At 71.3% G+C, this 20228-nt stretch carries 27 protein-coding genes; 19 read left to right on the top strand and 8 right to left on the bottom strand.

The features are described from left to right. Positions 1-50: 50 nt before the first annotated feature. Positions 51-542, bottom strand: coding sequence for a PadR family transcriptional regulator (locus P0592_RS08940; RefSeq protein WP_276270542.1), 492 nt, complete (start codon positions 540-542; stop codon positions 51-53). Positions 543-670: 128 nt separating this feature from the next. Here P0592_RS08940 and P0592_RS08935 point away from each other — a divergent pair, with 128 nt between their 5' ends. The 3 genes from P0592_RS08935 (at position 671) to P0592_RS08925 (ending at position 3285) form a co-directional block, all read left to right on the top strand. Then, a complete protein-coding gene (locus P0592_RS08935) occupies positions 671-1027 on the top strand; it encodes an ArsR/SmtB family transcription factor (RefSeq protein WP_276270541.1) in 357 nt (118 codons plus the stop codon). A gap of 23 nt (positions 1028-1050) precedes the next feature. Next, entirely contained in the window at positions 1051-1353 is a 303-nt protein-coding gene (locus P0592_RS08930; RefSeq protein WP_276270540.1) for a DUF7521 family protein, read from the top strand. Positions 1354-1443: 90 nt separating this feature from the next. Then, positions 1444-3285 carry a UvrD-helicase domain-containing protein gene (locus tag P0592_RS08925; protein WP_276270539.1) on the top strand — a complete coding sequence of 614 codons (1842 nt, stop codon included), beginning with the start codon at positions 1444-1446 and terminating at the stop codon, positions 3283-3285. A 6-nt stretch (positions 3286-3291) separates the two neighbouring features. Here P0592_RS08925 and P0592_RS08920 read toward each other — a convergent pair whose 3' ends face one another. After that, the gene (locus P0592_RS08920; RefSeq protein WP_276270538.1) at positions 3292-4404 is read right to left on the bottom strand and encodes an RNA ligase; all 1113 of its coding nucleotides are present in this window, start codon (positions 4402-4404) and stop codon (positions 3292-3294) included. Positions 4405-4501: 97 nt separating this feature from the next. On the opposite strand from P0592_RS08920, the gene P0592_RS08915 reads away from it, so the two are divergent. Beyond that, the gene (locus tag P0592_RS08915) at positions 4502-5176 is read left to right on the top strand and encodes an RNA ligase partner protein (protein WP_276270537.1); all 675 of its coding nucleotides are present in this window, start codon (positions 4502-4504) and stop codon (positions 5174-5176) included. Here P0592_RS08915 and P0592_RS08910 read toward each other — a convergent pair. Then, positions 5173-5412, bottom strand: coding sequence for a DUF7533 family protein (locus tag P0592_RS08910; protein ID WP_276270536.1), 240 nt, complete (start codon positions 5410-5412; stop codon positions 5173-5175). The genes P0592_RS08915 and P0592_RS08910 overlap by 4 nt on opposite strands. Positions 5413-5501: 89 nt before the next feature. Between P0592_RS08910 and P0592_RS08905 the strand changes: the two genes are divergently transcribed. Continuing rightward, entirely contained in the window at positions 5502-5993 is a 492-nt protein-coding gene (locus P0592_RS08905; RefSeq protein ID WP_276270535.1) for a metallophosphoesterase, read from the top strand. 12 nt (positions 5994-6005) lie between these two features. On the opposite strand, the gene P0592_RS08900 is transcribed toward P0592_RS08905, so the two are convergent. Continuing rightward, positions 6006-7073, bottom strand: coding sequence for a type II glyceraldehyde-3-phosphate dehydrogenase (locus P0592_RS08900; RefSeq protein ID WP_276270534.1), 1068 nt, complete (start codon positions 7071-7073; stop codon positions 6006-6008). A 153-nt stretch (positions 7074-7226) separates the two neighbouring features. On the opposite strand from P0592_RS08900, the gene P0592_RS08895 reads away from it, so the two are divergent. From P0592_RS08895 to P0592_RS08870, 6 genes are all read left to right on the top strand, one after another. After that, positions 7227-8180, top strand: a complete 954-nt coding sequence (locus tag P0592_RS08895) for an aminopeptidase (protein WP_276270533.1) — start codon at positions 7227-7229, stop codon at positions 8178-8180. A 119-nt stretch (positions 8181-8299) separates the two neighbouring features. Beyond that, positions 8300-8896, top strand: a complete 597-nt coding sequence (locus tag P0592_RS08890) for a TlpA family protein disulfide reductase (RefSeq protein WP_276270532.1) — start codon at positions 8300-8302, stop codon at positions 8894-8896. 1 nt (position 8897) lies between these two features. Then, positions 8898-9566 (top strand): cytochrome c biogenesis protein CcdA, encoded by a 669-nt coding sequence (locus tag P0592_RS08885; protein WP_276270531.1) that lies wholly within the window; start codon positions 8898-8900, stop codon positions 9564-9566. Positions 9567-9628: 62 nt separating this feature from the next. Next, the gene (locus tag P0592_RS08880; RefSeq protein ID WP_276270530.1) at positions 9629-10282 is read left to right on the top strand and encodes an HVO_0476 family zinc finger protein; all 654 of its coding nucleotides are present in this window, start codon (positions 9629-9631) and stop codon (positions 10280-10282) included. Between the two features lies 1 nt (position 10283). Next, entirely contained in the window at positions 10284-10916 is a 633-nt protein-coding gene (locus tag P0592_RS08875; RefSeq protein WP_276270529.1) for a protein-L-isoaspartate(D-aspartate) O-methyltransferase, read from the top strand. 56 nt (positions 10917-10972) lie between these two features. Then, entirely contained in the window at positions 10973-11701 is a 729-nt protein-coding gene (locus P0592_RS08870) for a protein-L-isoaspartate O-methyltransferase family protein (protein WP_276270528.1), read from the top strand. Here P0592_RS08870 and P0592_RS08865 read toward each other — a convergent pair. Further along, positions 11698-12141 (bottom strand): DUF7382 domain-containing protein, encoded by a 444-nt coding sequence (locus tag P0592_RS08865; RefSeq protein WP_276270527.1) that lies wholly within the window; start codon positions 12139-12141, stop codon positions 11698-11700. The two genes, P0592_RS08870 and P0592_RS08865, sit on opposite strands and share 4 nt — an antisense overlap. Before the next feature lie 75 nt (positions 12142-12216). Between P0592_RS08865 and P0592_RS08860 the strand changes: the two genes are divergently transcribed. Beyond that, on the top strand, positions 12217-13245 hold the full coding sequence (locus tag P0592_RS08860) for an ATP-binding protein (RefSeq protein ID WP_276270526.1): 1029 nt from the start codon (positions 12217-12219) through the stop codon (positions 13243-13245). Between the two features lie 12 nt (positions 13246-13257). Here P0592_RS08860 and crcB read toward each other — a convergent pair whose 3' ends face one another. Then, positions 13258-13626 carry a fluoride efflux transporter CrcB gene (gene crcB, locus P0592_RS08855; protein WP_276270525.1) on the bottom strand — a complete coding sequence of 123 codons (369 nt, stop codon included), beginning with the start codon at positions 13624-13626 and terminating at the stop codon, positions 13258-13260. After that, positions 13626-14006, bottom strand: coding sequence for a CrcB family protein (locus P0592_RS08850; protein ID WP_276270524.1), 381 nt, complete (start codon positions 14004-14006; stop codon positions 13626-13628). Before P0592_RS08850 ends, crcB begins: the two co-directional genes overlap by 1 nt. Before the next feature lie 131 nt (positions 14007-14137). Between P0592_RS08850 and P0592_RS08845 the strand changes: the two genes are divergently transcribed. The 7 genes from P0592_RS08845 to P0592_RS08815 all read left to right on the top strand — a co-directional run bounded on the left by P0592_RS08845 (position 14138) and on the right by P0592_RS08815 (position 18193). Then, on the top strand, positions 14138-14632 hold the full coding sequence (locus P0592_RS08845) for a GNAT family N-acetyltransferase (protein ID WP_276270523.1): 495 nt from the start codon (positions 14138-14140) through the stop codon (positions 14630-14632). A 39-nt stretch (positions 14633-14671) separates the two neighbouring features. Beyond that, entirely contained in the window at positions 14672-15157 is a 486-nt protein-coding gene (locus P0592_RS08840; protein ID WP_276270522.1) for a DUF5810 domain-containing protein, read from the top strand. Positions 15158-15181: 24 nt separating this feature from the next. Next, positions 15182-15595, top strand: coding sequence for a DUF5809 family protein (locus tag P0592_RS08835; protein ID WP_276270521.1), 414 nt, complete (start codon positions 15182-15184; stop codon positions 15593-15595). After that, positions 15595-16008: a hypothetical protein gene (locus P0592_RS08830; RefSeq protein WP_276270520.1), complete on the top strand. Its 414-nt coding sequence runs from the start codon at positions 15595-15597 to the stop codon at positions 16006-16008. The genes P0592_RS08835 and P0592_RS08830 overlap by 1 nt, the downstream gene beginning before the upstream one ends. Beyond that, on the top strand, positions 16005-16547 hold the full coding sequence (locus P0592_RS08825; RefSeq protein WP_276270519.1) for an NUDIX hydrolase: 543 nt from the start codon (positions 16005-16007) through the stop codon (positions 16545-16547). The genes P0592_RS08830 and P0592_RS08825 overlap by 4 nt, the downstream gene beginning before the upstream one ends. A gap of 39 nt (positions 16548-16586) precedes the next feature. Further along, positions 16587-16943 carry a rhodanese-like domain-containing protein gene (locus P0592_RS08820; RefSeq protein ID WP_276270518.1) on the top strand — a complete coding sequence of 119 codons (357 nt, stop codon included), beginning with the start codon at positions 16587-16589 and terminating at the stop codon, positions 16941-16943. A gap of 188 nt (positions 16944-17131) precedes the next feature. Beyond that, positions 17132-18193, top strand: coding sequence for a zinc-binding dehydrogenase (locus tag P0592_RS08815; protein ID WP_276270517.1), 1062 nt, complete (start codon positions 17132-17134; stop codon positions 18191-18193). 419 nt (positions 18194-18612) lie between these two features. Here the strand turns inward: P0592_RS08815 and P0592_RS08810 are convergent, their stop codons facing one another. Further along, positions 18613-19806 carry a hypothetical protein gene (locus P0592_RS08810; protein ID WP_276273902.1) on the bottom strand — a complete coding sequence of 398 codons (1194 nt, stop codon included), beginning with the start codon at positions 19804-19806 and terminating at the stop codon, positions 18613-18615. Between the last annotated feature and the right edge of the window lie 422 nt (positions 19807-20228).

Below are 20228 nucleotides of genomic sequence, written 5' to 3'. Positions count from 1 at the left end.
CGAACCCGACCGGGGCCGGGAACAGGCCGAACTGAGAGAACCGGTTCGCGTCACACGGCGTCGAGGGACGCGTGCAGGAACAGCCCGAGTGCCAGGTGGCTGCGTGCCGCGTCCTCGATCGACGCGCGTGCCGTGTCGGGGTCGTCGATAGCGTACTGCTTGGTCTGGACGAGCTCGTGGACCGCGAGCGTGTCGTCGGCTTCGAGCTCGTGGAGCCGGGGGTAGACAGTGCCCGGGCTCAGGTCGGCGTCGAACAGGTTCGACAGCTCCGTCATCAGTCCGGTCCCGTGGGTCTCGTCGTCCGACAGCGCGATCAGTGCCAGCAGGACCTCGTCGAGGCTCCCCGTGACGAGTCCGTCGTCGACCGCGACGTCGCCGTCGGCGACATCGTCGGCGATCGAGGCCAACACCGACTCCGGGACGGCGTCGCGACTGGCCGCGACTCGCCGGTCGTCCGTCCCGTCGAGGGGAGTCAGTCGCTCGTCGGGTCGGTCGCCCACCGCCTCGCCCGTCGCCACGCGACGGAGGTCGTCTCCGGACATCGTCTCACCTAGATCCGCACCCGGAGGTACCGGCTCTGACAGCATATAAACCGCCCAGCGTTTTCCGAGCCTGAAACCACCTCGACGGGCGAAAACGCTTATGTGAACTCACGAGTAGAGCACGGGTAGTGGCAGAGGACGACGAGGAGAGCATCGAGGAGATCCTCGACACCATCGGCGACGAGCACGCCCGCCGAGTGTTGGCTGCGATCAGCCGCCAGCCCCACTCCGCGAAGGAGCTCGCCGAGGAGTGCGACCTCTCGCTGCCGACGGTGTACCGTCGCATCGAACTGCTCGACGAGTACGACCTCGTGAAAGACCGGACGCTGGTCGCCGAGGACGGCAACCACTACAAGGTCTACGAGTCGAACTTCGAGTCGACGGTCATCTCGCTCGAAGACGAGGAGTACAAGGTCCAGATCTACCGCGAGGAGAACCTCCCCGACCGGTTCAGCCAGCTGTGGGACGAGCTGAACCCCGAATGACCATGCAGGGGAGGGCCTGACGGATGGCCTCCGGCGGCGTCGCCATCGCCCGCGGGGCGCTGGTCCTGATGCGGATGGTCGTGTTCGGCCTGACGCTCGGGATCACGCTCATCAGCTTCCAGGCCTACCGCAAGCGCCCCTCCGAGCGCCTGCAGTTCGCCTTCGTCGGCTTCGCGTTCATCAGTATGGGCGTGGCCGTCTCCAGCGTCATCACGCAGCTGAGCGCCGGCCGCGTGGGCGCGCTGGCGAACGTCTTCTTCCAGATGGCCGAGACCATCCCGTTCATCATCGGGTTCGCGATGCTGTACGTCTCGCTGTACCGGTAGGGCGTCGGTGTCGACGGCCGTCGCGGTCGGGCTATCTCCGCCTCCCAGAAAGCACGTCGTTTAAGAACCAGCGAGCCTAGTTGGTTGGCAATGACCGATTCGACCACCGAGGTTGTCCGCCTGTTCGGTGGGCCCGGGAGCGGGAAGACGACGGCCTTGCTCGACCGGGTCGAGGAACTGCTGGAGGACGACGACGTCGACTTCCGCGACGTGCTCGTCGTCTCGTACACCCGCGCGGCGGCCGCCGAGATCCGCGAGCGGCTCGCCGAGCGGCTCGACGTGACTCCCCGCGCGCTGAAGGGCAACGTCTGCACGATGCACGCGAAGGCGTACGAACTGCTGGATCTCTCCCGGGGCGACGTCGTCGGCGAGGACGACAAGGAGGCCTTCTGCGAGGAGTTCGGCATCGAGTACGAGGACGAGTACGAGGGGTCCCGGCGGCGCTCGGCACGGTCGACGACGCTGGGCAACAAGATCATCGCCACCAGCCAGTGGCTCCAGCGGACCCGCCGCGACGTGGCCGACTGGTACGACGTCCCGTTCAAGTGGGACGAGGAGGAGGTCCGCCTGCCGCCGGAGATCGACGACAACGCCCAGACCGGTAACAAGTACACGCCCACCTGGCCCACCGACGACGACCGCGTGGACGTGCCCAACGCCATCCGCGGCTGGCGGAAGTACAAGGGCGACAACGACGTCACCGGGTTCGCGGATATGCTCGAACGGGTCGCCCAGCGGTCGCTGCTGCCCAACGTCGACTACCTCGTCATCGACGAGTTCCAGGACATCACGACGCTGCAGTACGACGTCTACGAGGAGTGGAAGCCCCACATGCAGCGGGTCCTCATCGCCGGCGACGACGACCAGGTCGTCTACGCCTGGCAGGGCGCGGACCCCGACCTCCTGCTGGACGAGGACGTCACCCAGGACGAGGTGCTCCCGAACTCCTACCGACTGCCCTCGCGCATCCTCAACGTCGTCAACCGCGAGGTGCGCCACATCGACAAGCGCCAGGAGAAGGACCTCAACCCCCGCAAGGAGGGCGGGCGCGTCGAGGCGGTCACGAACCCCTCGATGTTCGACCTGGCGCGCAACGTCAAGGCCACCGTCCAGGAGTCCGACGAGACCGTGATGGTCCTCTTTCGGGCCCGCTACCAGATGTTCCAGTTCATCGACGAGTTCATCGACGAGGGCATCCCCTTCTCCTGTCTGACCGACCAGCGGATGTGGACCGACCGGCTGACCGAGTACGTCAACGCCGTCGAGGCCGTCGAGGCCGACGAGGAGCTGACGCTGCTGGAGGCCCGTCGGCTCGCGGACATGCTGGCCGACTCCGCGTTCGGTACCGGCGAGCGCGACGACTTCTTCGACGCCCTGGAGGACGTCGAGGAGGACCACGACGCCGACGACATCGCCGAGATCGACGTCGACGCCGACTTCGTCACCGAGTACGTGCCGTTCGTCCCCGACGCGGCCTCGGCCGGCGACATGCTCCGGAAGGTCACGAGCTTCCAGGAGCGCAGCGTCGACGCGTACTTCACCGGCGACTACCGCGGGATGGACGCCGACCGGGTCCGCCTGGGCACCATCCACTCCGCGAAGGGCCGCGAGGCCGACCACGTCTTCGTCGGCACCGACCTCACCGAGAAGGTGGTCGAGCAGATGGCCGCCACCGTCGACCAGAAGGGCATCGAGGTGCCAAGCGTCGACGAGTTCACGAAACACACCAGCCCCGTCCCGACCCTGACCGACAACGAGCGGCGCGTCTTCTACGTCGGGATGTCCCGGGCCCGGGAACGGCTGGTCCTGATGGAGAACCTCATCGACGGCGCGCCGACGCTGCCCATCGACGTGCTGCTGGAGAACGCACCGAGCGACCGCTCCATCGACGAACTGCTCGACGAGGCCGGCGAGGCCATCGTCGCCGACTGACCCGTCTCACTCGTCGACCGTTCCGCCCTCGAGGTAGTACTCGGTCTTGTCGCGGGTCGCCCGCGCGACCTTGGTGAACGCGACGACCCGCTCCCCGTCGACGCGCTCGTCTCGCTCGACGTGTACCTCCAGCCCCTGGTCCCGGAAGTGCGACAGCAGCGACTCGATCACCGCCGGGTCGCCCCGCACCGTGTGGTCGTCGCCGACGGGCTCGCCGGCCTCGACGGCCCGGACCGTCTCGACGGCCGGGACGAGGATCGCTTCTCCCAGCCGCCGGGCGCGCTCGTGGACCTCGGCGGTCGAGTCGCCGAACTCGACGGCCTGGAACGCCTCGCGCAGCACCCGAGTGAAGAGGAAGTCCCGACCGTAGTCGAACGGGAGCGCGAACGCGTGTTCGAGGTCCGCGCGGTGGATGGCGCTGGTGGTGTACTTCAGCGCCCGCCGGCCGTCGACCGACTTCAGCACGACCCCTTCGCGGCCCGTCGCGTCGAGGTCGCGGATGGCTTCGCGGGCGACGCCGACCGCCGCGGCGGGCGTGTACGTGCCGAACTGCCGGACGGTCGCCAGGTCGTAGTCGGCACAGAGGTCCCGCCGGCGCTCGACGGGGACGGGGTCCCCCGTCTCCCGGTCGCGGACGTCGAAGACGTAGAAGCCCGCCTCCGCGACCTCCGCGTAGTCGTGTTCGGTGTAGGGGTTCTCCGGCCCGACCAGTTCGCCACAGAGCATCTTCCCGGGGTGGGCGTCGAAGAACCCCGCGGGGTCGAGCAGGGACTCGACCTTCGCGGTGGTGTAGGGGCAGACGTAGCCGCTGCGGGTGAACGCCAGCAGGTCCCCGTCGATCCGCGCGACCCGGACGTTGTAGCCGTTCAGTTTCTCCTCGACGGCGACGGGACCGTCGAACCGCTCGGGGACGGCCGTCGCCAGTACGAGCGCCCGGGGCATCGACGGGTAGCCGCGGACGACGGCGTCGCCGACGATGGCGGTCCCGCGCTCGACGCCGTGTCGGGCGTCCGGGAGGTGGCGGTACTGCCGGCCCTCGAACCACTCGCGCTCGAAGTGTTCCAGCAGGTCGGCGGCGTCCGTGTCGAGGTCGAACACCGTCGCCCAGTCGCGGGCCATACTGTCACTTGTTGACATTCCAGTATAACGCTGGTGTCGAGTCCCGGGCGCTGAGAGGCCCCAGAGGGTCTTAGTGTACGGGTGGCGTAGCACCGGTATGGCCGACCGCCCGCTCAAACAGCGGTTCGTGCTGGACACCTCGCTGTTTCTCACCGACGAGATCCGGGACGACGACCAGGACGCCGAGGCGGCGTGTCGGGACCTGCTCGACCTGATCGCGGAGGCGAAACTGGTCCACAACATCTCCTGTTACATGCCGCCCTCGATCAAGACGGAGCTGACCGAGATGCTCGCGGACCGGAACGTCGACGAGGCGGTGCTGACGAAGCTGGACACGTGGGTCATCACGAAGTCGCCGGCCCACCACGAGGTGATGATCCCCGCGGACCTCGTCTACGAGTTCATCGACGAGATGTCCGACCGCGTGAACCGCGGGCTGCGGGTCTCGGAGAAGGCCGTCCGCAAGGCCGAGGAGTCCCGCGCCGAGGCCGTCGAGGAACACGACCACATGACCGAGGTGGACAAGGTGATCTCGGACCTGCGCGACGAGTACCGCGACGCGCTCCGGCAGGGGGTGCTGGACTCGCGGGAGGACTTCGACCTGCTCGTACTGGCCAAGGAGCTGGACGCCGGCGTCGTGACGGAGGACCGCGGCATCATCAACTGGGCGGAGGACTTCGGTCTGCGGTACCTCGAGGGGCGGGCGTTCCCGCCGCTGCTGACGGAGTACCTGGCCGCCGACGACCCCGACCGCTGGCGCGACGAGACCTAGTCCTCGTCGTCGGTCTTCACGACCGCCCCGACCGTCTTCTCGGCGACCAGCCCCGGGACGTCCGTCGGCGTCGTGAGGTACTGCTCGACGACCACCAGGCCGGCGGCGACGCCGAGGTAGAGCGCGGCCCCGAACAGGTCGCCCCGGACCAGGTGCTCCAGGCCGAACAGCGCGATGGGGCCGGCCAGCAGGAGGACGGCGGCGAGCCCGACGGTGTCGAGGATACCCTGTGCCATCGTCGCCCGCTACGGGGAGGGGGTGTATAAGCCCCGCGCGACGGGGTCGGGGAGACACGTTCTTGTGAGCGCCGCCTGTACCCCGGCGTATGAAAGTCGGAATCGTCTCGGACACGCACGACAACACGGAGCTGGTCGAGGCCGCCGTCGAGACGTTCGCCGAGGCGGGCGTCGAGACGGTGGTCCACTGCGGGGACTTCGTCGCGCCGTTCTCTGCGACCCCCTTCGACGGCGACTGGACGTTCTACGCGGTCCGGGGGAACAACGACGGCGAGTGGGCCCTGGAGTCGACCGTCGCGGAGTTGGGCACCTACTGCGGGGAGATGGGCGAACTGACGCTTGACGGCCAGGCGGTGGCGGTCTACCACGGCACCAGCGGCGCGCTCGTGGACGCGCTGGTCGAGTGTGGCACCTACGACTACGTGTGCCACGGCCACACCCACGAGGCGGGCGTCGAGGAGTACGAGGGGACCACGCGGATCAACCCCGGCGGCATCGCCATCCCGCCGGCCCCGGAGCCGTTCTCGGTGGCGACGCTGGACACCGAGAGCGGCGAGGTCGAGTTCTACGAGGTCGGATAGGCGGCGACGGGCTCAGTCGTCGGCCGCGCTGTCGGCGTGGCGGGCCGGTTCCTCGTGTTCGACGAGGCCCCGCCCGACGCCGAGTGCGTCGTTGGTCCGCTGGATGCTGGTCTCGGCGCTGGCGGTCCGCTCGGAGAGCGCGCGGATCGCGTCGACGTTCTCGGGGATGACGTCGGCCTCCTGGTGGATGGCCTGGAAGCAGTAGAGGTCGCCGTCGGAGACGGTGACGGACTCGGCCCAGATGCAGTTCTCCCAGACGTCGCCCCGCGGCCGGCCGGCGTCGCGGGTGTACTCCTTCAGTTTCCCCGCGCCGTCGATGCCCAGCGTCTCGGGGATGAGGAACAGTCGGGACTCCCGGGAGAGCAGGTCGCGGACCTCGCTGGCGTCGGGGTTCGCGTCGAGGGTGACGTTGACGCTGTGGGTGTGCATCTGCGTCGTCGGCACCTTCATCCCCATCGTGTCGATCTCCAGGTCCGGGAAGACCGTCTTCACGTCGGGGCCGTGGTGGGACGGGATCTCCACCGGGTCCGGGAGTGTGTCGTTGATGGGGCCTCGGGAGGTCTGCCCGGGGTCGCCGCCACGGCGGACGAGGGTCACGCGGGCCTTCTCGACGCCGTAAGTCTCCTCCAGCGGCGCGAGCAGGCGCGAGAGGCCCGTGGTGTTACAGGAGACCACGCGGGCGGAGTCGGCACCCACCGCCGCGTCGTAGTTCGCGCGGGCGTTGAAACTGACCTCGGCCACGTCGGCGGCCTCGCCCCCCTGGAAGATGGCCGGCGTGTCGTGGTCGGCGTAGCGGTCGGCGTTGGTCGCCCCGACGCCGCCCGGCGTGGTGTCGACGACGACGTCGCTCTCCTGGATCATGTCGTCGACGGTCCCGGCGGTCGGGAGGTCCGCCGCCGCGAAGTCGTGGCCGTCGTCGCCGGCCGCGTAGAGGTCGTAGCCGCGGTCGTGCGCGATCGCGGCTTCGAAGTTCGGAGACCGTTTGGCGACGCCAGCGACCGTCATATCGGGCTGTGTTCGGACCGCGTCGGCGACCCGCTTGCCGATGGTGCCGAAGCCGTTGATGCCCACGTGGAGCATACGACAGGGTTCGCGCGGGGTCAAGATATTTGTTGCGGTTAATAATTATAGAAACTAACTCGGATCGTTGTACTATCGGCACGGTACCGTGACACACGGTGGCGGTGGCCGAATCCATCAAGCATTAATCCGGCAGCGACCCCAGACGACGGTATGGGCAACTCCTCGCTCCGAGCACCGGCGGAGACCGCGGTCCGACAGTGTCTGGACCTCCAGGGAGACGAGTCGTGTGCCGTCGTGACCGACGACGAGCGACGGCCGATCGGCGAGGCGCTGTACCGCGTCGCCAGCGAGATTACGGACGACGCCGTCGTCCTCCGCTACCCGCCGGGCGAGCAACACGGGGCCGAGCCGCCGGCCCCCGTCGCCGGCGCGATGGCGACCGCCGACGTCGTGCTGGCTCCGACGACCAAGAGCCTGAGCCACACCGAGGCCCGCAGCGAGGCAAACGCCGCCGGAGCCCGGGTGGCGACCCTGCCCGGCATCACCGAGGACGTGTTCCTGACGGGTCTGGACGCCGACTACGAGGCCATCCGACGCCACTGCGAGGACGTGCTCGCACAGGTCGAGGACGCCGAGGAGATCCGGGTCACCTCACCACAGGGCACCGATATCGTCTTCGGCGTCGGCGACCGGGAGTGGAACCTCGACACCGGCATCGTCCACGAGCCCGGCGAGATGTCCAACCTCCCCGCGGGCGAGGTCTTTCTCTCGCCCGAGACGGCCGACGGGACCTTCGTGGTCGACGGGACGATGCGTCCCCACGGGAAGCTCGACGGGCAGCGGCTCCGGTTCGAGGTCGAGGACGGCTACGTCACCGAGGTGAGCGACGACGCCGTCCGCGCGGAACTGGCGGCGGCCGCCGAGGAGGTGGGCCGGGACGCCTACAACCTCGCCGAACTCGGCATCGGGACCAACGTCGCCGTCACGGAGCTGGTCGGCTCGGTCCTGCTCGACGAGAAGGCCGGGGGCACCGTCCACATCGCGGTCGGCGACGACCACGCCATCGGCGGCGACACGCACGCGCCGGTCCACCTCGACGGGATCCTGACCGAGCCGACCGTGTACGCGGACGGCGCGGAAGTGGCGCTTCCGCGGAGTGAGTGAGCGGGGCGACGAGCGCGCGGACTGGACGCTCGATCGGGGATCAATAAAACTACCGCGGCTGTGCGGAGTTTGAACGGAATTCGGACAACGAATATTCCCCGGTTGGCCGAGGAGAGTGTATGGACGACAGCGAACGCTCACGCAGGGCGGTCCTCGGGGCGACGGCGGCGGGGCTGGCGGCGGCTGCGGGGTGTAGCTCGACGGGGAGCGAGGGGGACGCGACGGGGACGACCGAGCCGACGGAGGCGGCGACCGACGCCACCACGCGGACTGCGACCGAGGCGCAGGTGGACTGGCGGACGGCGGAGCTGACCGACGTGACGACCGGCGAGACGTTCACCGTCGCCGGACTCGCCGACGCGCCGGTTATCCTGGAGTTCTTCGCGGTCTGGTGTCCCGTCTGTACCCGCCAGCAACAGCACCTCGCGACCTTCGCGGCCGACGACCCCGACGCGGTCCCGATCAGCGTCAACGTCGACCCCAACGAGAGCGCCGAGACGGTCCGGAAACACGCCGCGGAGCACGGCTTCGACTGGCGGTACGCCGTCGCGCCGACGGACGTGACCTCGGCGCTGGTCGACGAGTTCGGCACCGTGGTCACCAGCCCGCCCGCGGCCCCGGTCGCCCGGGTCTGTCCGGACGGCGACGCGGCCCTGCTGTCGGGACGGGGCGTCAAGTCCGCCGGCGACATCGCGGCGGCCGTCGACGAGTGCTGAGATGGTCACAGCGACCCAGCTCGCCGGCACGTTCGCGCTCGGGCTTGCGACCCCGCTGACGGCCGTCTGTGTCCTCCCGCTGTATCCCGGCTTTCTCGCCTATCTCTCGAACCGGACGAACGAGGGGCGGCTGTCGATCGGCGTGCTGGGCGGCCTGGTCGCGGCCGGCGTCCTGGCGTCGATGCTCGGACTGGGGCTCGTGTTCACGACGCTGTTGCAGACCTCGCTGACCGACGTCGTCGGCGTCGTCTCGCCGGCGGCGTTCGCGCTGCTGGGGGCGGCGAGTCTCCTCCTGCTGGCGGACGTCGAGTTCGGACGGTTCGTCCCGAGCGTCGAGCCCCCACAGACCAATCACCCGGTCGCGTCGGCGTTCGGCTACGGCGCGTTCTTCGGGGCCATCGTCGTCCCCTGCAATCCGGGCTTCGTCGCCGTCTTCCTGGCGCGCTCGTTCCTCTTTACCGACCCGGTCGGGAGCCTGGCGAACTTCCTCGCGTTCGGCGGCGGCATCGCCGCGCCGTTGGTCACGCTGGCGCTCGTCTCGGACCGCTGGCAGTCCCGGGTACTGGGGGCACTCACCCGACACCGGTCGCTGGTCAACCGGGCGACCGGCGCGGTGATGCTCGCGGTGTCGGTGTACTACCTCGTCGCCGTCTTCGAGGTGGTGGGCTGAGGCGTCGGCCGCGGCTCGGCCGGGACGACGACCATTTAGGCCCGGGCCGTCAACGGCCTCCTATGACTGACGTCACACCGGGCGAGCGCATCGCGCTCCCCTGTCCGGCCTGTTCGCCGGGCCTCGAGACGGTTCACGAGGTCCTCAAACCCGGCGGGCAGGTCACCGTCCGCTGTACCGACTGCGACCACGTCCACAAGGAGCAACTGCCCGACGAGACCACCCTGCAACGGGACGTCGTCGTCTCCCAGGACGGGGACTCGTTCACCGCACAGGTCGACGTCCCCGAAGAGGAGCAGCTGGCCGTCGGCGAGGAGTTCCTGCTGGAGACCGACGCGGCGGTCGTCACCGCCCGCATCACGAGTCTGGAGACCGACGAGGGCCGGACGGAAGAGGCCCCCGTCGAGGCCGTCGAGACCATCTGGTCCCGGGCGGTCGGCAACGTCGCGGTCAACGTGACGATGCACCCGAAGGACGGCCAGCACGACGAGACCGAGAGCTTCAAGCTCCAGGTGCCGGGCGACTACGAGTTCGTCGTGGGCGAGACCGACCAGCTGGGCGACGAGGAGTTCACCGTCGAGGGCATCCACATCCGGGAGGACGCCCACGGCTACGACCACGGCAAGCTCGACTTCGACGGCGACAGCGCCGAGGCGAAAGACATCAACCGGTTGTACGTCCGCGACGAGTCCACGACGGCCTGGTCCGCCTGGTAGGATGGCCGGGTTCGACCCCGACGACGCCCGCGAGCGCCTGGTCCAGCGCCTCCGGAATACCCGGGTCGACGACGGGGCCGTCCTCGACGCGATGCGGACCGTCCCGCGCCACGAGTTCGTCCCCGAGCAGCGGCGGCGCGACGCCTACGACGACCGCCCGCTGCCGATCGGGCAGGACCAGACCATCTCCGCGCCACGCATGGTCGGGATGATGGCCGAACTGCTGAACCTCGAACCGGGCGACCGGGTCCTCGAGATCGGGACCGGCCGCGGCTACCACGCCGCCGTCACCGCCGAGCTGGTCGGTCCCGACCACGTCCACAGCGTGGAGTACCACGACGAGCTCGCCGAACTGGCGCGCGCGACGCTGGCCGAGACGGGCTACGGCGACGTGTCGGTCCGGGCCGGCGACGGCCGCGAGGGCTGGCCGGACCACGCGCCCTACGACCGCGCGTACCTGACCTGTGCGGCCCCGGAGTTCCCCGAGGCCGTGGTCGAACAGGTCCGACCCGGCGGCCTGTTGCTCGCGCCGATCGGCTCGCACAGCCAGACGCTCGTGCGGGCGCGTCGCCGGGCGGACGGATCGCTCGACCGCGAGGACCACGGTGCGGTGCGGTTCGTCCCGTTGCAGTGAGGGTGCCGGCCGCCGCCGGGCGCGCCATTCATATACGTCCAGCGGGAACCTCGGATATGGACCCAGCGGTGCTGCGGGACGATATGGTCGACGGCCTCCAGCACGACAGCACTGGCGTCGTGCGGAGCGCGTGGCTGTCGTCGGCGATGCGGGCGGTCCCGCGGGAGCCGTTCGTCGGCGAGGAGCAGGCCTACACCGACCGCCCGTTCGAGCGGCTCGGGACCCGCGTCCTCTCGCCCAGCACCGTCGCGCGGCTGCTGGAGGCGCTCGCGCCCGAGGACGACGACGAGGTGCTCGTCGTCGGGGCCGGCGTCGGCTACACGGCCGCCGTCCTCGCCGAGCACGTCGGGGCCGCGAACGTCCAGGCCATCGACATCACGCGCCGGCTCGTCTTCGACGCGCGATCGAACCTCGCGGAGGCGGGCTACGGCGGCGTCCTCGTCGACCGGCGCGACGGGGCCGACGGCCTGCCGGAGTACGCCCCCTACGACCGCATCCTCGTGGAGGCCGCCGCCGTCGAACCGCCCCGGGCGCTGCTCGACCAGCTGGCCGAGGACGGCCGGCTGGTGATGCCGCTCGGAACCGGACAACAGAGCCTCGCGGTCGTCCAGCCCGGGGGCGACACCGAGCGGCTCGGCGGGGTCGCCTTCCGGCCGATGCTCGTCGAGGGCGAGCAGGCCGACACCGTCGAGCGCAACCGGACCCGCCGCGAGGACCGGGAGCACGCCCGCCGGCAGGCCCAGTCACGGGCCGGGTGGGAGCAGGACTGGATCGACTGGGACTAGGACTCGACCACGAGCAGGTGCGTGTTCGTCCGCGTGTCCTGGTAGCTGCTGCCCGCCGGCGGTTTCACGTCGAAGACGACCGTCCCCTCCTGCTGGTTCGGCCCCAGTGACGGCGACAGCGAGAGCGTCGCGTTCCCGCCCGCCCCGGTCTCGGCGGTCGCCACCGACGAGAGCCGGGCCGACCCGCTCTTTGCGACCACCGTCGCGCCCGAGACCGGAGACCCCTCCGGGTCGACGACCGTGACGGTGACGTTCGTACCTCCGGGCGTCGTCACCTCGGGGTGTGGCTCCACGTCGACCTCCGTGACCTGGAGCGTCTCGATGCCGGAGATCGTCCCCATCATCACGCTGAGGCAGGCGACGCCGACCACCAGTGAGATGACCAGCCGGATCGGGAGCCCCTCGATCGCTCGTTCGTCCGCACGCAGTGACGCACACATAGACCCCCCTGGCCCCGGGTTCCCACTTGAACGCTCGGACGGGGGTTCAAGTACGGAGACGGGACCAGCCACGCTATGGTGGTCATCGGGCGCGAGCGAGGAGACGGACCGACGGGACGGCTGGGCCACTACCGGGCCCGCGACGGGAGTCCCGGGGCGGCGGTCGACGTCGACCTGAACCGACCGCACGCGGGCCTGGTCGTCGGCAAGCGCGGGGCCGGGAAGACACACACGCTGGGCGTCCTGCTGGAGGGACTGGCGGCGGCCGACGGCGTCGCGCCCGTCGTCGCGGACCCGATGGGCGCGTTCGGCCCGCTGGCGGACGCGGGGATCGGTCGGGTCGAACCGCCGCGTGTCAGCGCGGACGCGCTGGGGCCGCGAGCGTGGTGTTCGCTGCTGGGACTGGCTCCGGAGTCCGGGGCGGGCGCGCTCGTCTGGCGGGCCGCGAGCGAGGCCGAGACGCTGGCCGGGATGCGCGAGCGGGTCGCGGACTGTGACGCGGCCGCCGCCGCCCGCCGAGCGGCCGCCAATCACCTCGACCTGGCGGCGGCGTGGGGCGTCTTCGACGCCGACGGACTGACGGCGACGGACCTCTGTGACGGCGACGCGACCGTGCTGTCGCTGTCCGGGCTCGACCGCGCACCGGCCAACGCCGTCCTCGCGGCCGTCGCGGGGGCGCTGTACGGCGGGCGCGTCGCGGGAGCCGTCGACCGCCTCCCGTGGCTGCTGGTCGACGAGGCACACGCGTTCACCGACGGCGTCGCCGGGCGGCCGCTCCGGCGGTTACTGACCCGGGGGCGGCGGCCGGGGGTGAGTTGCTGGCTGGCGACCCAGCGGCCGAGCGCGCTCCCCGACGTGGCCGTCTCGCAGGCGGACCTCCTTGTCGCCCACCGGCTGACCAGCGAGCGCGACGTGGCGGCGCTGCGCGGGGCCCGGCCCACGTACCTCGACGCGCTCGACGAGCGGCTCCCGACCGAGACGGGGGCCGCGCTGGTCGTCGACGACGCGACGGAGACGGTCCACCACGTCCGGGTGCGCGAGCGCCGGACGCCCGACGGCGGGGCCAGCCCGCGGGCGGTGGACGGAGACGGGGGGTGTCGCTGACGCGCCGTCGACTCAGAGGCCAGCCACGAGTGTCACGAGGCCGCGGGCGAGCGCGACGGCCAGCAGCGCGCCGGCGAGATTGACCGCGGCGTTTCCGACGGCGGCCGCCGGGCGGCCGCGCTCCCAGAGCCGGACGGTGTCGACCGAGAACGACGAGAACGTGGTGAACGATCCGCAGGCTCCGGTCCCGACCAGCAGGAGCACGTCGGTCCCCGCCCCGGCGAAGGTGATCAGCCCGAGGACGAAGCTCCCGACGACGTTGACCGTCAGCGTCCCGACGGGGAACCCCTCGCGGTCGACGGCCCGGCCGAGGTAGTACCGGCAGATCGCGCCGACCGCGCCCCCGGTGCCGACGAGGTGAGCCGGTTCGACCGCCACCATCAGTCACCACCCCCGACGGCGTCGACGGCGGCCCGGGCGGCGAGGACGCCGGCGAACCCAAGCGCGTAGTTCGCGCCGACGTTGAGCAGCGCCCACTCGGCGGCCCGGGCGGTCTGGAGCGCGAACGTACTGTACGTGGTAAAGGAGGAGAGAAAGCCCGTCGACGCCGCGAGGCTGGTCTCGTCGGCCAGCACGCCGATCCGGTGGGCCTCGTACACGAGGACCCCGAGCGCGAAGCTCCCGGCGGCGTTGACCAGCAGGGTCCCGGGCAGCCCCGGCAGGACGCCCGCGACGAAGTACCGGAGGTTCGAGCCGGCGAAGCCGCCGATGCCGACCAGGACGACCGTCTCGACGACCGCGAGCGGGTGGGTGTCTGTCATGCGTGAGCGGGACCGGCGCGTGCGGCCGGGTCCGAGCCAAGCGGGGACGAGCGCGGACAAAGTGGTTCCGGAATCGCGGAGCGGGGCGGTCGGCGACAACATCTATGTGGAGTCACCGCGTACGCACGGACGTGACGACGGTCGCACCCGACGGTCCGGGCGACGCCGACCGGCCGACGGTCCGGCAGGCCGAACAGGCCGACCTGCTGGAGGTCCACCGCATCGAGCAGGCCGCCTTCCCGCAGCCGTGGCCGTTCTCGGCGCTGGAGAGCTATCTGAGCGAGCCGGGCTTCCTCGTGGCCGAGACCGGGATCGAGGACGACGTGCCGACCGTCGCGGGCTACGTCATCGCGGACACGGTGCCGAACCACGGGACGCCGATGGGTCACATCAAGGACCTGGCGGTCCGTTCGGACTACCGGCGGGGCGGCGTCGCGACGGCGCTGCTGGAGCGGGCCCTGGGCGTGCTGTCGGCGGCCGGTGCCGGCTCGGTCAAGCTGGAGGTCCGGGCCGACAACTCGGGCGCGCGCCGGCTCTACCGGGAGTTCGGCTTCGAGCACCGCAAGACCATCCCGAACTACTACGACAACGGCGAGAACGCGCTCGTGATGGTGCGACTGCTCTGAACCCGGCCAGCTATACGGCTGGCGCGTCTGTCGCCGGACATGGGATACGCCTGTCCTGTCTGTGGCGACCCGCAGGCCGACGCGGGCCACCTCGCGAACCACCTGGCGTTCACCGCGATGACCGGCGGCGACGACCACGAGGCGTGGCTGGACGACCACGTCGAGGGGTGGGGCCAACTGGGCGAGACAGAACTGGCCGAGGCGGTCGTCGACCGCGCCGAGGAGACGGAGTACCCGCAGGTGTTCGAGGAGAGCGGCGTGGACGACGGCCACGCCCACGGCGAGGCCCGGCACGGACACGACCACGGCGGCACCGGGGACCTGCCGCCCGGGGCCGACAGCCACCGCGGCCCCCGTGACCTGAGCGAGGACGACCGCGAGGTGCTGGCCGAGGCCCGCGACCTCACGCGGGCGATGCTCGACGAGGGGGCGGCGGACGACGAGGCAGGCGCGGACGGCGGTGGAAGCGACGGCGAACCGGACGCGGACGGCGGGGCGGGCGACGACGAAGCCGAAACCGAGTAAGCCCGCGAGCGCCTACGGCCGGGTATGGAGACAGAGGGGCAGTTCGCGCCGGCGACGGCCGAGGCGGCCCGGGACCGCTACGAGGCGGTCGGGTCGACCGCGCAGGTCGTCGTCAAGGAGGTCGCGAAGGCGATGGGACTGGACGGCGAGGAGTACCGCGAGCGCGTGACCGGCGACGTGGTCGAGACGGCCCGCGACGCCCTGTTCGCGGAGTCGCTCGCGGTGACGGTCGGCACCCGCGCGGAGTTCGAGGACTGGCGGGCCGACGCCGACCACGAGGTGACGGTCCTCGGGAGCGAGCACGTCGACGGCGTCGTCTGGCACGCGCCCGCGTTCGCCGACGAAGCCGTCGCGGCCACCTTCCAGGACGAGCGCGAGGCCGCCGTCGGCACCCTCCGCCGGCAGGCCTTCGGCCGCATCTACAGCGAGGTCGTCTGATGCGCCGGGTCACGCGGAACTTCCTCCTCGGCGTGGCCGTCGTGCTCCTCGCCCTGCTCGCGCTGGGTGCGCTCCCGAGCTACCTGCAGTCGGGCGATCCCTACTACCTGACCGCGACGCCGGCGGGGAACGCGACTGCCGGCGGGAACGCCAGCGCCGTGAACGCCAGCGCGCTCGCCGACCGGCGGTACCCCTACACGACGGGCGCGCTGGGCAACGCCTCCGCGGACGCGAGCGGCCGCTCGGCCCCCTACTGGCGCGGGCCGGTCGGGCTGAAGGGGGCGTTCACCCACTCGCCGTTCGACGAACTCGACGCGCTCCGCCAGCAGTACCCCGACGCCGTCGCCGGCGAGGGGGTCCGCGTGCGCCACGACGGTACGCTTTACCGGCTCGCGGTGACACAGCAACCATGACCCGCGAGCCGACCCACGAGTGGCCCGTCGTCGACTCGGCGGCCGAGTACGAGACCGGCTGGTACACCGGCGGCTACGACCGCGTGCGCCAGCCCGACGGCTCCGAGAAGAAGTACTACTGGGCCGAGCTGCCCGACGCCGTCGTCGTCGTCGCCCGCACCGGCGACGAGCTCGTGTTCGTCGACCAGTACCGGCCCACCATCCGCGAGCAGTGTCTGGAACTGCCCGCGGGCATCGTCGAGGACGGCGAGTCCTACACGGCCGCCGGGGCGCGCGAGCTCCGCGAGGAGACCGGGTTCGAGCCGGCGGGCGTCTCGCTGTTGGAGGAGTTCTGGTGTTCGACCGGCGTCCTGCGACACCGCCGGGGCATCGTCTTCGCGGAGGGACTGGAGCCGGTCGACCGGGACCTCGACGACAACGAGTTCCTCTCGGTGACGACGGTGCCGGTCGAGGAGGCGCTGTCGGTCGCCCGCCGCGAGCCGGCCAACGACGCCACCATCGAGGGGATCCTGCTGGCCCGGGCCGAGGACCTGCTGTAGTCCGACGGAGGTTTAGGCCCGTACCGACAGACACCGTGTATGGACGGCGAGATCGACGGCGAGGAGCTCCGGTCGGTGCTCGACGACGAGGCCGCCCGCGTGGTCGACATCCGATCGCCCGCGGCGTTCGCACGGGGCCACATCCCCGGCAGCGAGAACGTCCCGCTCGGGCGACTCGTCGACGAGGTCGAGCAGTTCGACGGCGACGACCGCGTGGTGACGGTGTGTCCGAAGGGGAAATCGAGCGTCCAGGCCGCGCGGCTCATCGCCTCCTACGAGGGGTTCGAGGGCCGCGTCGAGAGCTTCGCGCCCGGCCTGCAGGGCTGGGACGGCCCGATCGAGGAGCGGGGAGCCGACGCGGGCGGGGCAGACGAGGGACCCGACGCGCCGTTCTGATCCGGGACCTCCGGAGACGATCGGGGCGGTTTCGACGCGACAGAGACCGATCGGCGGCGGCTCCCCGTCCGGGACTCCTCCGGCCGAACGGAGGGGATTCGATACCCCCGTCGATCCGTCCCGGGAGTCGATCGCGGACCCGCGAGCGAGGGGATACTGTTTTGCTCGTGACCGCGGTAGAGCGTGGCATGCGCGCCGCAGTGTTCACCGGCCACGGGGAGCCGCTGGAGATCCGGAGCATCGACGCGCCGACGCCGGAGCCGACCGGCGTCGTCGTCCAGACGGAGGCCTGCGGGATCTGCCGGAGCGACTGGCACGCCTGGCAGGGCGACCCCGCCTGGGCGGAGCGTGGACTCACGGAGGGGCACGTCCTCGGACACGAACCCGCCGGCACCGTCGTCGCGGTCGGCGAGGAGGTCGAGACCGTCCGCGAGGGCGACCACGTCGCGGTCCCGTTCAACCTCGGCGACGGCACCTGCCACCAGTGCCGGACCGGCCACGCGAACCTCTGTGACGACCGGATCGCGCTGGGGCTGGAACCCGGTGCCCCGGGGGCCTTCGCCGAACAGGTCCACGTCCCGCGGGCCGACGCCAACGTCGTCGCGCTCCCGGACGGCGTCTCCTCGGTCGAGATGGCGGGGCTGGGCTGTCGGTTCATGACCGCGTTCCACGGGCTCGTCCACCGGGCCGACGTCGACGGCGGGGACTGGGTCGCCGTCCACGGCTGTGGCGGCGTCGGGCTGTCGGCGGTCCACGTCGCCGACGCGCTCGGTGCCCGCGTCGTCGCGGTGGACCTCTTCGAGGAGAAGCTCGACTTCGCCCGCCGACTCGGTGCCGACGAGACCGTCGACGCCGACGACACCGACGACGTTCCGGCGGCAGTCCGGGCGCTCACCGACGGCGGGGCCCACGTGGCGGTCGACGCGCTGGGCGTGGAGGCGACCTGCCGGAACGCCATCGACTGTCTGCGCAAGCGCGGCCAGCACGTCCAGATCGGGCTGACGACGGCGGCGGAGGGCGGCGAGATCCCGCTGCCGACGGACGATATCGTGGGGAAAGAGATCGACCTGGTCGGCGCGATCGGGATGCAGCCGGCCCGTTACGACGAGATCCTCCGGTTCGTTCAGGACGACGCCGTCGACCCCGGGGCCGTCGTCTCCGAGCACGTCACGCTCGACGACACGCCGGCCACGCTCGCGGCGATGACCGACTACGAGACGTTCGGGATTCCGGTGATCACGGAGTTCTGAGCCGATCGAAGGTGGCTCGGGTGAAGCTGTCGTCACAAGGGGCTCAGCGGGGGTAACGTCTCGTCATCGCCACCAACCGGTGTTACCCCGTTCTCGGTATAAAAACCTCGCGTATGGATCGGTGCCCGGTCGAGCCCCCGGCCCCCGACAGAGCCGGCTGGTACAGGCCGCCCGACGACGGGGCGGCGGCGGGTCCGGTCACTCCCCGCCGTCCCCGGCGCGGTCTGTCGGGCGGTCCGGGGCGAGTGGGCTCAGTCGATCGATTCCTCGCCGGCCTCGGGCCGGGCCAGCCGCGGGGGATCGGTGGCAGCGGCGGTCCCCGGAAGCCGGTCGCCGGTGTCGTCAGCGGCGTAGGCCCGTGCGCCGAGGTCGGTCTCGTGGCGGTCGGCACGTCCCGGTCTCCCGTCGGTCGCGCGTTTTCAGTCCGAGGGGGTGACCGCCGACGGACCGTCGGGGCCGGACGCCGAGCCGATCGAGTGAACGACGCTCCCGGTGAACAGGAACAGACTGCCGACGATGAACAGCGCGCTGAGCGGCGAGGCGGAATCGACGAACACCCAGTAGAGGGGCGCGGCGACCGACGGACCCGCCGCCAGGAGCGCGACCTTCGCGACGAGCGGTCCACAGCAGCCACAGGTGCACGTGCCGACGATCGCGGCGCTGCCGGCGGTCCCGCGGGCCAGCCCCGCGCGCTCCTCGAGCCGCCAGTGCCGGGCGACGAGCGCGCCGTTCAGTCCGACGAGCGCGCTCAACAGACCGACGACGACCGCCAGCCCCGGCGAGACCGCGAGGAAGAACGGGACGTGCGGGATCGCGATCTCGAGCGTCGGCCACGTGACCAGCTGGTAGACCGTCGGCAAGACGACGACCGTCACCTCGTGGGGGAACCCCTCCTCGGGGAACACCGAGAGATAGCCCGTGACGGAGACGAAAAACAGCGCGATAGCGAGCCCGAGACCGAGGCCGAACCGGCGGGCGACGGGGTCACGAAGTACGTCCCGGACGGCGTGTCGCGCGTCCCGCCAGAGGAGGTACCCGACGGCGACCGGCGTCCCGAGGACGACGGCGTAGCCGATCGGATGCGTGGTGCCCGCGGTCCCCCGGAACAGGTACGGGTAGGCGATCCACAGCCCCATCAGGGTGCCAAAGAGGGCGTACCGCGGTCGGGTCGGCCAGCGCAGCCCGACGACGGCGAAGCTCGCCACGGCGATCGCCAGGCTCGTCGCCAGCGCGATGGGCGGGTACCACGACCGGGGGAACGGCATCGACGCCGCCGTGTAGGTCGGGTCCGGGGCGAGCCCCTCGAACAGGACCGCACCGACGACGGCCACGGCGACGCCGAGGAGGACGCCGTAGAGCGCGGTCGTCGGCGAGACCCGGTCCGTCCGCTTGAGGACGACGGCTCCGACCAGCGACCCGACGCCGACGAGCACGATCGCGATCGCGTGTATCCGGGCGAGGCCGCCGGTCGCGGTCGCGCCGTGGGCGGCCGCGACGGGGACCTGCGTGAGCGCGAGCGCGAGCAGAGCGACCGCAGACGGGAGCCGAACGGACCCGTACCGGTCGGCGGGTCCGCGGTCGTCGGTCGTTCCCCCACGTCGATCCCGGGACACACCGGCGACTACCACGGCGAACCACTTCTATGTGACTGGTCAGGCGCGGCTCGGGACCGGTGGCGTCCCGACCGAGTGTGGAACCCGAGCGGCCACCCCTCACTCCGGGGTCGTGGAGGCCCCGTTCCGTGTCCGCGGGGGGACCGCACGCGGCCGGTCGGTCCGGTCCGCCGGACCAGCGCGGGGCCCGCACCGAGGACCGCGACGCCCGCGGCCACGAACAGCAGTAGCGGCCGGTGGAGCGTCCGGGCGTGAGCGGTGCCACCGTGTGCGGCCGCCGTCGGAACGAGCCGGAGCGCGGCGAGGGTCCCGATCGCCCGCGTCACAGCCCGATCCGGGCGCAGCGAACCGGCCGGTGTGCGAGGCGGGCCGGCCCGTGCTGTCGGCTCGCCCGTGGCGGAGTGAACGGCCATCACGTGCGC

Origin of the sequence: Haloarcula litorea, assembly GCF_029338195.1 — an archaeon.
In the GTDB taxonomy this organism is placed as follows: domain Archaea; phylum Halobacteriota; class Halobacteria; order Halobacteriales; family Haloarculaceae; genus Haloarcula; species Haloarcula litorea.
This window is presented reverse-complemented; position numbering and strand designations above follow the sequence as displayed.